This window comes from Micromonospora sp. NPDC048169, assembly GCF_040652815.1.
GTDB lineage: Bacteria > Actinomycetota > Actinomycetes > Mycobacteriales > Micromonosporaceae > Micromonospora.
In genome coordinates, this window is the sequence record NZ_JBEZMS010000016.1 from 91827 (window position 1) to 104623 (window position 12797).

Here is a 12797-nt window from a genome sequence, read left to right on the forward strand (position 1 = left end):
CCATGCACAAGATGCTTGCAAAGAATCTGTGCAACTAGACGTACAGCTCGAAGATCCCCCGCAGGCGGGTCCGCAGCAGCCCGGTGGCGCGGGTGGAGTCGAGCACCACCTCACCGGCCGCTGGCACGCACCACGAGCAGTCTCATCACTCCCCCTGAAGATCGAAGAGGCCCGCGTCATCATGACGCGGGCCTCTCCGGCAGGTGACGATCAGGTGGGGTCGGCCACCGGGGCGGCCGGGCCGGCGGTGCCGGCGTGCGGACCGGCCGGCGCCTTCGGCTTGGCGTCGATGCCGGCCTCGGCGCGCTGCTGCCCGGTGATCGGGGTGGGCGCGCCGGTCAGCGGGTCGAAGCCGCCCCGGGTCTTCGGGAACGCGATCACCTCGCGGATCGAGTCCGCGCCGGCCAGCAGCATGCAGACCCGGTCCCAGCCGAACGCGATGCCGCCGTGCGGCGGGGCGCCGTACTTGAACGCCTCCAGCAGGAAGCCGAACTTGTCCTGCGCCTCGTCGGCGGTGATGCCGAGCAGGTCGAACACCCGCTGCTGCACGTCGCCGCGGTGGATACGGATCGAGCCGCCGCCGATCTCGTTGCCGTTGCAGACGATGTCGTACGCGTACGCCAGCGCCCGGTCCGGCGCGGACTCGAACCGGTCCACCCACTCGGCGTTCGGCGAGGTGAACGGGTGGTGCACGGCGGTCCAGCCACCCGCTCCGCCGTTCTCCTGGTCGGAGGTCGGCTCGAACATGGGCGCGTCGACCACCCAGCAGAACGCCCAGGCGCTCTCGTCGACCAGGTTCGCCCGCTTGGCGATCTCGATCCGGGCGGCGCCGAGCAGCTCCTGCGCCTCGCGGGTGTTGGTGCTCGCGGCGAAGAAGATGGCGTCGCCGGGCTTCGCGCCGACCGCGTCGGCCAGGCCGGCCAGGTGCGCCTCGGACAGGTTCTTCGCCACCGGGCCGCGCGGCTCGCCGGTCTCGGCGTCCAGCACCACGTACGCCAGGCCGCGCGCGCCGCGCGCCTTGGCCCAGTCCTGCCAGCCGTCCAGTTCCTTGCGGGTCTGCGCCGCGCCGCCGGGCATGACCACCGCGCCGACGTAGCCGCCCGCGTCGATCGCGCCCGCGAACACCCGGAACGCGGTGCCGCGCAGGTAGTCGGTCAGCTCGGTCAGCTCCACGCCGTAGCGCAGGTCCGGCTTGTCCGAGCCGTACCGGGACATGGCGTCGTGCCAGGTGATGCGCGGGATCGGCCGCGAGATCTCGTAGCCGGCGAGGTCCTTCCACAGCGCCGAGACGATCGCCTCGCCGAGGTCGATCACGTCGTCCTCGGTGACGAACGACATCTCGATGTCGAGCTGGGTGAACTCCGGCTGCCGGTCGGCGCGGAAGTCCTCGTCGCGGTAGCAGCGGGCGATCTGGTAGTACCGCTCCATGCCGCCGACCATCAGCAGCTGCTTGAACAGCTGCGGCGACTGCGGCAACGCGTACCAGCTGCCCGGCTGGAGCCGCACCGGCACCAGGAAGTCGCGGGCGCCCTCCGGGGTGGAGCGGGTCAGCGTCGGCGTCTCGATCTCCAGGAAGTCGCGCTCGTGCAGCACGCCCCGGGCGATCTGGTTGGCCCGCGAGCGCAGCCGCATGGCCTTGGCCGGGCCGCCCCGCCGCAGGTCCAGGTAGCGGTACTTGAGCCGGATGTCGTCACCGGCCTCGATCTGGTCGTCCACCGGCAGCGGCAGCGGCGCGGCCTCGGAGAGCACCTCCAGCGCGGACGCGGTCACCTCGACCTCGCCGGTGGGCAGGTCCGGGTTCTCGTTGCCCTCCGGACGGCGGGTCACCTCGCCGGTGACCTTGACGCAGAACTCGTTGCGCAGCGCGTGCGCGTCCTCCTCGCGGAAGACCACCTGCACGACGCCGGAGGCGTCGCGCAGGTCGACGAAGATGACGCCGCCGTGGTCGCGCCGGCGGGCCACCCACCCGGCGAGGGTCACCGTCGAGCCGGCGTCCGCGGCGCGCAGGCTTCCGGCATTGTGGGTACGGATCACGGCTGGCGTCTCCTCAATCTGGTCCACTCACTGCTCCCCGCATTCTGTCAGGGCGGGCGGGCCCGCTCCCGGGCACCCGTCGAGCCCGGCCCCTCCCGGGAGGCGACAAAGCCCGGTGGCGCGCGTCGCCGGCGGTTACCGTGGCCGGGTGCGTGCCGTACCGAGCTGGGCCGTGGCCACCGCGGCCGCCGCGCCCGCGCTGCTGGTGGCGGGCTGGACGGTGGCCGGCGCCCGCCAGCCGGCGGGATACGACCCGGTCCGCGACACGATCAGCGAGCTGGCCGGCGAGGGCGCTACCGATCCGTGGCTGATGGGCGGCGCGTTGGTGCTGCTCGGCTGCTGCTACTGCGCCACCGCCGCCGCGCTGCACGCCGCCGGGCTGCCCAGCCGTTTCCTGCTGGCGATCGGCGGGGTGGCCACCGTCGCGCTCATCGCGTTCCCCCGCCCGCAGGTGGGCGGCTCCCCGGCGCACGGCGTGGTGGCCACGGTGGCGGTGCTCGCGCTGGCGCTCTGGCCGGCCGGAACGGCGCTGCGCCTGCCCCTGCGGGTGCCGCGCGAGGTGGCCGCCTCCCCGGCGGGCCGGCCGCCGTGGGCGTTCCGCCGGCCGGTGGCGCTGGCCGCGACGGCGGTGCTGCTGGCGCTGTTCGGCTGGTCGGTGGTCGAGGTGACGGGCGGCTCCCGGACCGGGCTGGCCGAACGGGTGGCGGCGCTCGCGGTGACGCTCTGGCCGCTGGCCGCCGTGCTGTCCGCGCGGCTGGCGCACCGGCACTGGGCGGCCCGGCCGGCCGAGCCTCCGCGCCCGGGCGGGCCGCCGGTCAGTCCCGGCCGCCGGGGCGCGGGCGCCTGATCGGGTACGCGGAACGGGCCGCCGGTCGCCCGGCGGCCCGTTCGTGGGAGTGCGTGGATCAGAAGACGCTCACGCCGTAGACGCTGAGCGGCTCGGTGACCGGCTGGAAGTAGGTCGTGCCACCGGAGGAGCAGTTGCCGCTGCCGCCGGAGGTGAGGCCCAGGGCGGTGGTGCCGGCGAACAGCGAGCCGCCACTGTCGCCCGGCTCGGCGCAGACGGTGGTGCGGATCAGGCCGGAGACGCTGCCCTCGGCGTAGTTGACGGTCGCGTTCAGCGCGGTGACGCTGCCGCTGCGCACGCCGGTGGTGCTGCCGGAACGGCGGACGGACTGGCCGACGTACGCGTTGCCGGCCGAGGTGATGTCCTGGGTGCTGCCGTTGTAGAGCGAGACGTTGCCGGCCGCGTTGGCCGAGTTGCTGTGCCGGACGATGCCGTAGTCGTTGCCCGGGAAGCTGGTGCCGGTCCGGGTGCCGAGCACCGTGGTGCGGCTGGAGTTCGAGTACCAGGTCGAGCCGATGTTGGTGCAGTGCCCGGCGGTGAGGAAGTAGTACGTCGAGCCGCTACGCACGTTGAAGCCGAGCGAGCAGCGCCCGCCGCCGGCGTAGATCGCCTGGCCGCCGGAGATCCGGGTGCTCAGCACGCCGGCCTCGGCCTCGATGCGGATCGCACCGTTGTGCCGGGCGGCGGCGGCCTTGACCCGCTCCAGCTTGGCGCCGGTGACGGTGCTGTCGATGGAGACGACGACCTGGTTCGTGGCCGGGTCGGTCCACCAGGCGGTGCCGGGGATCTTCGCGGAGCGCTCCAGCTCACCGGTGGCGGCGTTGAGCTTGTCCGCGCCGCGCGCCACGATCTTCGGGATGGCGCCGGCGTCACGCACCTGGCGGGCTGTCGCGGTGTCGGTCACCGTGACGATCATCTTCCCGCTGGCGTCGGCGTACGTGCCGGCCGCGCGGGCACCGAGCTTCTCGACGAGGGTGGCGGCGGCGTCCGGCGAGAGGGCCGTGGGGGCGGCCTGCGCGGGTGCGCCGAGGAGCGAGCCGGTGACCAGGGTGCCGGCGACGGCGACTGCGGCGGCGCGGCGGAGCGTGGACCTCGTGGGTCGCATGTAACAACCTCCGAATGGGGGTGAACGGGCGCTGTCATGGGGCGCGCCCGAGGACAACCCGGGTGACCTGGGGAAACCTCCCGGATGCCCAAAGTATTCACACATTTAAGATCATAAGCAAGACATGCCTTTGCCCGGATTCGCACCCACGCGCGATGTAACGCCGAAGCAACAACATCGACACCATCTGTCAGAGCCTGTTCAGGTGTCGCGACGGCCGTCCTCGGCGATCTTGCAGTTACGGCCCCCGCTGCGCCGGTTTCGCGGCATTAGCGGGGGCCGTAAGTGCAAGATCGCGTGGGAGGGGAGCGAACGGGGGTGGGGGTCAGGAGGCGGTGGCGGATGCGCGGGCGGCTCGGGCGGCCTTACGCTCCTCGAAGCGGGACGCCTGGGTCTCCAGGGTGTCGAGGTGCTCGGCGATCTGGTCGCGGGCGGCCTCGCCGTCGGCGTTCAGGCCGGTCACGTCGAACAGGTTCCACTGGCGCAGCACCGGCATCACCACGTCGTCGCGGTGCTGGCGCAGGTCGTAGATGCCGGCCAGCGCGATCGCCACCGACTTGCGGGCGAAGCCGTCGATGCCCACGCCCGGCATCTGGAAGTCGGCCAGCACGTCGGCGACCGCGCGCATGGCCTGCGACGGGGCCAGCTCGAACGCGGCACCGAGCAGGTTGCGGTAGAAGACCATGTGCAGGTTCTCGTCCGCGGCCACCCGGGCCAGCAGCGCCTCGCACGTCGGGTCGCCGGTGGCCCGGCCGGTGTTGCGGTGCGAGATGCGCGTCGCCAGCTCCTGGAACGACACGTACGCCAGCGAGTGCAGCATCTCCTGGTCGTGCGCGTTCTGGTAGCCCGCCGACATGTGCACCATGCGGGCCCGCTCCAGCCCCACCGGGTCCACCGCCCGGGTCACCGTGAGGTAGTCGCGGATCGCGGTGCCGTGCCGGCCCTCCTCGGCGGTCCACCGGTGCACCCAGGTGCCCCACGCGCCGTCGCGCCCGAACAGCGTGGCGATCTCGTGGTGGTACGAGGGCAGGTTGTCCTCGGTGAGCAGGTTGACGATCAGCGCGGTCCGCGCCACCTCGGGCAGCGTCGAGTCCTCCGGCGACCACGCCTCGCCACCCAGCGGGCCGTCGAAGGTGCGGCCCTCGCTCCACGGCACGTACTCGTGCGGGAACCACTCCTTGGCCAGCGACAGGTGGCGGTCGAGGTTCTTCTCGACCACCGGCTCGAGTTCGGTGAGCAGAGCGGTCTGGCTGAGCACGGTCACGACGTTCTCCCTACGGTGGCGTAACTTACGCCACCGTAGGTCGAAACGTCTTCAGACGCCAGTGCCGGCCGGGCCGACCAGCGGCTTCAGGTCCGCCCGGGGCGGCGTCCACTCCCCCGCCGAGGCCGGCACCTGCTCGCCGGAACGGATGTCCTTGACCTCGTCACCGTCCGCGCCGGGAAACCAGACGTACGGGATGCCGCGCCGCTCGGCGTACCGGATCTGCTTGCCGAACTTGGCCGCCGACGGGGACACCTCGGTGGGCACACCGCGCGAGCGCAGCGCCGCCGCGACCGCGTCACTGGCCGCCCGGTCCTCCTCGGCGGTGACCGCCACCAGCACGCAGGTCGGCACCGAACGGGACACCGACAGCGCCTCGGCGCCGAACAGCAGGCCCAGCAGCCGGGTCACCCCGATCGAGATGCCCACCCCGGGGAACCGGACGTTGCCCGAGCTGGCCAGGTTGTCGTACCGGCCGCCGGAGCAGATCGAGCCGAACCGCTCGTAGCCGATCATCTGCGTCTCGTAGACCGTACCCGTGTAGTAGTCCAGGCCCCGCGCGATGCGCAGGTCGGCCACGCAGAGGCCGGGCGCGTGCGCGGCCGCGGTCTCCACCACCGCGGTCAGCTCAGCGACGCCCTCGTCAAGCAGCGGGTCGCTCACCCCGAGGCCGCGCACCGCGTCGGCGAAGGAGGCGTCCGGCGCGGAGATCTCGGCCAGCGACAGCACGGCCTTGGCCTGTGCCTCGCTCGCCCCGGCGGTGCTCGCCAGCAGCTCCGTCACCCCGGCCGGACCGATCTTGTCGAGCTTGTCCACGGCACGTAGCGCCGCCTCCGTGTCGGTCAGCCCGATGCCCCGGTAGAACCCCTCGCAGATCTTGCGGTTGTTGACCTGGATGCGCACCGGCGGGATCGGCAGCGACCGCAGCGCGTCGCCGATGACCAGCGGCATCTCGGCCTCGTAGTGCGCCGGCAGCGTGTCCCGGTCGACGATGTCGATGTCGGCCTGGAGAAACTCGCGGTACCGGCCCTCCTGCGGGCGCTCGCCCCGCCAGACCTTCTGGATCTGGTAGCGGCGGAACGGGAACTGCAGCTTGCCGGCGTTCTCCAGCACGTACCGCGCGAACGGCACGGTCAGGTCGAAGTGCAGGCCGAGCGCGTCGTCACCGGCCGGGCCGTCGGCGTCGGCCTGCAACCGGCGCAGCAGGTAGACCTCCTTTGCGGTATCCCCCTTCCGCAGCAACTGATCCAGCGGCTCGACCGAGCGGGTCTCCAGCGGCGCGAAGCCGTACAGCTCGAACGTGGCGCGGATGCGATCGAGAACGAACTGCTCAATCATCCGCTGGGCGGTGGTCCACTCCGGGAAGCCGGAAATGGGCGTGGGCTTGCTCATCACGAACTCCTTGAGAACCCGCGCGGGCGCGGGCGAGGGTCTAGAGGCCTCGGGTGGGCGCGGCCGGGCGCGCGCCGCCGGTGCCCGCCACCTCGACGAGGAACGGGTTTGTCGCGCGCTCGCGGCCGATCGTGGTCGCGGGGCCGTGGCCGGGCAGGACGACCGTGTCGTCGGCCAGCGGGAGCACCTTGTCCCGCAGGCTGGACAGCATCCGGGGCATGCTGCCGCCCGGCAGGTCGGTACGGCCGATCGAGCCGGCGAACAGCACGTCACCGGAGAGGCAGATCTGCTCCGCCTCCCAGGGCGAGCCGGCGCCGGGCAACCGGAACAGCACCGACCCGCCGGTATGGCCGGGAGCGTGGTCGACGGTGATCTCCAACCCGGCGAGCGACAGCGTCGCGCCGTCGGTCAGCTCGGCCACGTCGTCCGGCTCGGCGTACGGCAGCCGGCCGCCGAACAACTGGGTCAGGTCCATCGACAGCGCCTTGCTCGGGTCGGCCAGCAGTTCCCGGTCGTCCGGGTGGACGTAGGCGGGGATGCCCCGCGCGCCACAGACCGGGGCGACGGAGAACGTGTGGTCCAGGTGGCCGTGGGTGAGCAGCACGGCGGCTGGGTGCAGGCGGTGCTCGGCGAGCACGGCGTCGAGCTGGTCGAGCACCCCGATGCCGGGGTCGACCACCACGCACTGCTCCCCCGGCCCGGTCGCCACCACATAGCAGTTGGTGCCGAAGGCGTCTGCGGGAAAGCCGGCCACGAGCACGTCGCTCCCCTTTCCGTCCGGTCGTCGTCCCCTGCAGCCTAGTCGCAGCGGCGAGCGGGTTTCGCCCGCCACCGGCCCCGCCTGCCCCGGCCGGGCTGAGACGGCGGGACCTCGTACACCACATTCACAGTCGCTACCCGTACACTCTGGCGGGCGTGTGGCGTGGCGCACCCCGATCGGAACGGCGGACGGCGCCCGGCGCCGGCGGCGATCAGGCAGAGGAAGGGGAGCACACGTGGCTTCCAGCAGGGACCGGCAGCGCAAACTGGCGCGCGCCAAACTCGATCGGCAGCTCGCCCGGCGGGCGGCGGCCGCGAAGCGCCGCCGGCAGATCCGGGCCGGCGTCGGTGCCGCGGTGGTGCTCGTGCTGATCGTGGCCGGCTCCGCCTGGGCGCTCGGCGCGTTCGACTCCGAGCCGGAGAAGAAGGCCGCCGAGGACGTCTGCCTCTGGACCGCCGAGGACGGCGCCGTCAACACCAACCTCAAGGACGTCGGCCAGCCGCCCACCACTGGCCTGCCCACCTCGGGCACCCGCCCGATGACGATCACCACCAACCAGGGTGGGCCGATCACGGTGGAGCTGGACCAGACCGACGCGCCGTGCGGCGCGGCGAGCCTGAGCTACCTGGCCGGCCGGTCGTTCTTCGACAACACCACCTGCCACGAGATCACCGCCGAGGGCGCGCTGCGCTGCGGCGACCCCACGGGCACCGGGCTCGGCGGCCCGACCTACTCGTTCTACGACGAGAACGTCCCGACCGCGCCGGAGCCCGACCCGTCGGCCTCGCCGGCGCCCGGGCAGGCGCCGACGTACCCGAAGGGCACGGTCGCCATGATCGGCAACCCGCCGGGCAGCAACGGCAGCCAGTTCCTGATCTTCTTCAAGGACGCCAGCCCGGCCAAGCCGGCCTACTCCGTGGTCGGCAAGGTCACCGGCGGCCTCGACGTGGTGGAGAAGATCGGCGCCCTGCCGACGGTGGACAATGGCAATGGCGCCAAGGTCAAGCCGAAGACGCAGGTGCTGGTCCAGAGCGTGACCGTCGGCGAGCCCGGCGCGGCACCGGCCGGCAGCCCCGCGCCGTCGCCCAGCGCCAGCGCGGGCTGACCCGACAAGCCGATCCGGCGGCCGCCGGCGGTGTCAGACATGATCCGGCGCGCGCGCCGACCCATACGCAGCAGGTGAGGAGTGACCGTGACGTCCACCAGAGACCGCCAGCGCGCGGCGGCGCGAGCCAAGCTCGAACGGGAGATGGCGGAGCGGGCCGGCCGGGCCCGTAAGCGCCGGCAGACCCAGGCGATCGTCGGAGCCGCCGCGGTGCTTGTGCTCGTCGTGGCCGGCACGGTCTGGCTGGCCACCTCGCTCGGCGGTGACGACGACGAGCAGCAGGCGGGCGGCGCCACCGGCGCGGGCTCCGTGCAGTGCGCGTACACGGAGGTGCCCAAGGAGGGCCGGCCGCCGCAGATCAAGGACGTCGGCCTGCCGCCGGCCCAGCAGGCGGGCAAGGGCACCCAGACGCTGACCATCGACACCAACCTGGGCCAGATCACCGCCAAGATCGACCGCGCCAAGGTGCCCTGCACCGCCGGTAGCTTCACGCATCTGACGGAGAAGGGCTTCTACAACAACACCAAGTGCCACCGGCTGGTTACCGAGGGCATCAAGGTGCTCCAGTGCGGCGACCCGAGCGCCACCGGGAAGGGCTGGCGGGACACCGACGGCATCGGCGGGCCGTCGTACAACCTGGCCGAGGAGAACCTGCCCACCGACAAGCGCCCGCCGTACCCGGAGGGCGTCATCGCGATGGCGAAGTCCAACCAGCCGGGCAGCACCGGCAGCCAGTTCTTCATCGTGTACGGCGACTCGCCGCTCGACCCGAACTACACGGTGCTGGGCACCATCACCGACGGCATGGACGTGGTGAAGCAGGTCGCCGCGGCCGGTGACGACGGCGCGTTCGCCAAGCAGGCCGGCGGCGGCCACCCGAAGAAGGAGATCACCATGACCAAGGTGACCATGAGCCCGATCCAGGGCGGCTGACCGCACCCACGACGACGAAGCGCCCGCCGGCTGCGGATCCAGCCGGCGGGCGCTTTCGCGTGCGTCGTGGGTGGCTCAGGCCCCCGAGGTGACCCGGTACGCGTCGAACACGCCGTCGACCTTGCGGACGGCGGCCAGCAGGTGCCCCAGGTGCTTCGGGTCGGCCATCTCGAAGCTGAACCGGCTCACCGCCACCCGGTCCCGGGTGGTGGTGACTGTCGCCGACAGGATGTTCACCCGCTCCTCGGACAGCACCCGGGTCACGTCGGCGAGCAGCTTGTGCCGGTCCAGCGCCTCGACCTGGATGGCGACCAGGAACGTCGAGGCCGACGTGAGCTTCCAGCTCACCTCGACCACCCGCTCCGGCTGGGCACGCAGGTCCTCGGCGTTGGCGCAGTCGTCCCGGTGCACGCTCACCCCGCCGGAGCGGGTGACGAACCCGAAGACCGAGTCCGGCGGCACCGGCGTGCAGCAGCGGGCCAGCTTGATCCAGACGTCGCTGACGCCGCGGACCACCACGCCCGGGTCGGCGCTGCTCTGCCGGCTGCGCGGCGGCCGGGTGGCGACGGCGGTCTCGGCGATGTCCTCCGCCGCGCCCTCCTCGCCGCCGTAGGAGGCCATCAGCTTCTGCACCACCGACTGCGCGGAGACCTGGCTGTCGCCGACCGCGGCGTAGAGCGAGGCCACGTCGGCCAGGTGCAGGTCCCGGGCGATCGCCATCAGCGCGTCCGACGTGAGCATCCGCTGCAACGGCATGCCCTGCTTGCGCATCGCCTTGACGATCGCGTCCTTGCCGGCCTCGATCGCCTCCTCGCGCCGCTCCTTGTTGAAGTACTGGCGGATCTTCGTACGCGCGCGCGGGCTCTTGACGAAGCCGAGCCAGTCCTGCGTCGGGCCGGCGGTGTCGGACTTCGACGTGAAGATCTCGATCACGTCGCCGTTTGAGAGCGTCGACTCCAGCGGCACCAGCTTGCCGTTGACCCGCGCGCCGATGCACTTGTGCCCGACCTCGGTGTGCACCGCGTACGCGAAGTCCACCGGCGTCGACCCGGTCGGCAGCGGGATGACGTCGCCCTTGGGGGTGAAGACGTACACCTCCTGGCTGGACAGGTCGAACCGCAGCGCGTCCAGGAACTCGCTCGGGTCGGCCGCCTCGCGCTGCCAGTCCAGCAGCTGCCGCAGCCAGGTCATCTCGTCGATGTGCGCCGGCGGGCCCACCACCGGGGTGCCCTTGTGCTCCTTGTACTTCCAGTGCGCGGCGATGCCGAACTCGGCCGTGCGGTGCATCGCGTACGTGCGGATCTGCATCTCCACCGGCTTGCCGGTGGGCCCGATGACAGTCGTGTGCAACGACTGGTACATGTTGAACTTGGGCATCGCGATGTAGTCCTTGAACCGGCCCGGCACCGGCTGCCAGTTGGCGTGGATGACCCCAAGCGCCGCGTAGCAGTCCCGCACCGTGTCGACCAGGATCCGCACACCCACCAGGTCGTAGATGTCGTTGAAGTCGCGTCCCCGCACGATCATCTTCTGGTAGATCGAGTAGAGGTGCTTCGGCCGGCCGGTCGTCTCCGCCTTGATCTTGGCGGCCTTCAGGTCGGTGGACACCTTCTGGGTCACCTGGCGCAGCAACGCCTCGCGCTGCGGCTGATGCTCCCCGATCAGCCGGTTGATCTCCTCGAACCGCTTCGGGAACAGCGTGCCGAAGGCGAGATCCTCCAGCTCCCACTTGATCGTGTTCATACCGAGGCGGTGCGCCAGCGGGGCCAGGATCTCCAGCGTCTCCTTGGCCTTCTGCTCCTGCTTCGGGCGGGGCAGGAAGGTGAGCGTCCGCATGTTGTGCAGCCGGTCGGCCAGCTTGATCACCAGGACGCGGGGGTCCTTCGCCATCGCCACGACCATCTTGCGGATGGTCTCGGCCTTGGCCGCGTCGCCGAGCTTGACCTTGTCGAGCTTGGTGACGCCGTCGACGAGCAGCGCGACCTCACCACCGAAGTCGGCGCGCATCTGGTCGAGCGTGTATTCCGTGTCCTCGATGGTGTCGTGCAGCAGCGCCGCCACCAGCGTGGTGGTGTCCATGCCCAGGTTCGCCAGGATGGTCGCCACCGCGAGCGGGTGCGTGATGTAGGGGTCGCCGGACTTGCGGTACTGCCCCGAGTGCCACCGCGCGGCCGTGTCGAACGCGCGCTGGAGCAGCCGCGCGTCGGCCTTGGGGTGGTTCTCCCGGTGCGTCGCGATCAGCGGCTCCAGCACCTCGCTGACCTGCGAGGTCTGCCAGGGCGCGTTGAACCGGGCCAGCCGGGCGCGTACCCGTCGGCCGGTGGGCGCGTTGGAGAGGGCGAAACCGCCGCCGGCCGGGGATTCGGTGGAGCCCTCGGTCGGGAACGGCACCACGACCGCCCCGCCGTCGGCGGTCGCGTCGGACGCGCCGGTGGCACCGATCGCCCGCGCCGGCGGGTTGCCGCTGCGCTCGGTCACCGAGCCGTCCGCGTCGCCTGTCGGGTGCACCGTGCCCTCCACCGGAGGGACGACATCGTGGGACACCGGCCTCCTCACCGCTCGCCGGAATGCGCCGGCCGTCCGGCCGACGTCTGGTTCAACCGGCCCGGGGGCCGGTGTTGTTCCACGCGGTCGCCGGGGGCCGGGCCCCGGCGCCTTCGCCGCCCCGGACAGCTCGGCCGGGGCGGGCAAAGGGCAATGCTACCCGCACGCAGGGTACGCCACCGCTCCCCCGGGCGGTCGGTGCCGACCGCCCGGACGGGCCGGCCTGGTCAAACGGTCAACAGGGCATGGACCGGGCGCGGTGCCAGCCGCTCACGGCCGGCCAGGAAGCCCAGCTCCAGCAGCACGGTGAACCCGGAGACCGTCCCGCCGGCGCGTTCCACCAGGTCGAGCGTCGCCTCGGCGGTGCCGCCGGTGGCGAGCACGTCGTCGAGCACCAGCACCCGGTGACCGGCGGTGAAGGCGTCCTGGTGCACCTCCAGCGTCGCCTCGCCGTACTCGAGCGCGTAGGAGGCCGAAAGGGTGGCCCGGGGCAGCTTGCCGGCCTTGCGCACCGGCACCACGCCGACCCCGGTGGCGTACGCGACCGCCGCGGCCAGCACGAACCCGCGCGCCTCGATGCCGGCGACGGTGTCGAACGAGTCCGGCCCGTGGTGGGCGATGATGCCGTCGATCACCGCCCGGAACGCCTCACCGTCGGCGAACAGCGGCATCAGGTCCTTGAACACGACACCCGGCTTGGGGAAGTCCGGCACGTCCAGCAGCCGGCTGGCGACGAGCTGGGCGACCTCCGGGCCGATGTCTCCGCGTATCCCTGCGGTGTGGGTCTCCGTCACGGTATGTCCCATGTCCTCT

At 72.1% G+C, this 12797-nt stretch carries 10 protein-coding genes; 3 read left to right on the forward strand and 7 right to left on the reverse strand.

The window, feature by feature from the left end:
• Positions 1-210: 210 nt before the first annotated feature.
• Complete coding sequence (gene aspS, locus AB0D28_RS16535; RefSeq protein WP_357386592.1) at positions 211-2034, reverse strand: aspartate--tRNA ligase; 1824 nt, start codon at positions 2032-2034, stop codon at positions 211-213.
• 148 nt (positions 2035-2182) lie between these two features.
• Between aspS and AB0D28_RS16540 the strand changes: the two genes are divergently transcribed.
• A complete protein-coding gene (locus AB0D28_RS16540) occupies positions 2183-2881 on the forward strand; it encodes a DUF998 domain-containing protein (RefSeq protein WP_357386521.1) in 699 nt (232 codons plus the stop codon).
• 58 nt (positions 2882-2939) lie between these two features.
• On the opposite strand, the gene AB0D28_RS16545 is transcribed toward AB0D28_RS16540, so the two are convergent.
• The 4 genes from AB0D28_RS16545 to AB0D28_RS16560 form a co-directional block, all read right to left on the reverse strand.
• On the reverse strand, positions 2940-3986 hold the full coding sequence (locus AB0D28_RS16545) for an alpha-lytic protease prodomain-containing protein (RefSeq protein ID WP_357386523.1): 1047 nt from the start codon (positions 3984-3986) through the stop codon (positions 2940-2942).
• A 325-nt stretch (positions 3987-4311) separates the two neighbouring features.
• Entirely contained in the window at positions 4312-5250 is a 939-nt protein-coding gene (locus tag AB0D28_RS16550) for an acyl-ACP desaturase (protein ID WP_357386525.1), read from the reverse strand.
• Between the two features lie 51 nt (positions 5251-5301).
• Positions 5302-6642 (reverse strand): histidine--tRNA ligase, encoded by a 1341-nt coding sequence (gene hisS / locus AB0D28_RS16555; RefSeq protein WP_357386527.1) that lies wholly within the window; start codon positions 6640-6642, stop codon positions 5302-5304.
• A gap of 40 nt (positions 6643-6682) precedes the next feature.
• On the reverse strand, positions 6683-7402 hold the full coding sequence (locus AB0D28_RS16560; RefSeq protein ID WP_357386529.1) for an MBL fold metallo-hydrolase: 720 nt from the start codon (positions 7400-7402) through the stop codon (positions 6683-6685).
• A 235-nt stretch (positions 7403-7637) separates the two neighbouring features.
• Here AB0D28_RS16560 and AB0D28_RS16565 point away from each other — a divergent pair, with 235 nt between their 5' ends.
• Positions 7638-8507, forward strand: a complete 870-nt coding sequence (locus AB0D28_RS16565; protein ID WP_357386531.1) for a peptidylprolyl isomerase — start codon at positions 7638-7640, stop codon at positions 8505-8507.
• Positions 8508-8594: 87 nt separating this feature from the next.
• Complete coding sequence (locus tag AB0D28_RS16570; RefSeq protein ID WP_357386533.1) at positions 8595-9440, forward strand: peptidylprolyl isomerase; 846 nt, start codon at positions 8595-8597, stop codon at positions 9438-9440.
• 75 nt (positions 9441-9515) lie between these two features.
• Here AB0D28_RS16570 and AB0D28_RS16575 read toward each other — a convergent pair whose 3' ends face one another.
• Positions 9516-11960: a bifunctional (p)ppGpp synthetase/guanosine-3',5'-bis(diphosphate) 3'-pyrophosphohydrolase gene (locus tag AB0D28_RS16575; RefSeq protein WP_357386594.1), complete on the reverse strand. Its 2445-nt coding sequence runs from the start codon at positions 11958-11960 to the stop codon at positions 9516-9518.
• Positions 11961-12211: 251 nt separating this feature from the next.
• Positions 12212-12778: an adenine phosphoribosyltransferase gene (locus AB0D28_RS16580; protein ID WP_357386535.1), complete on the reverse strand. Its 567-nt coding sequence runs from the start codon at positions 12776-12778 to the stop codon at positions 12212-12214.
• Positions 12779-12797 lie beyond the last annotated feature (19 nt).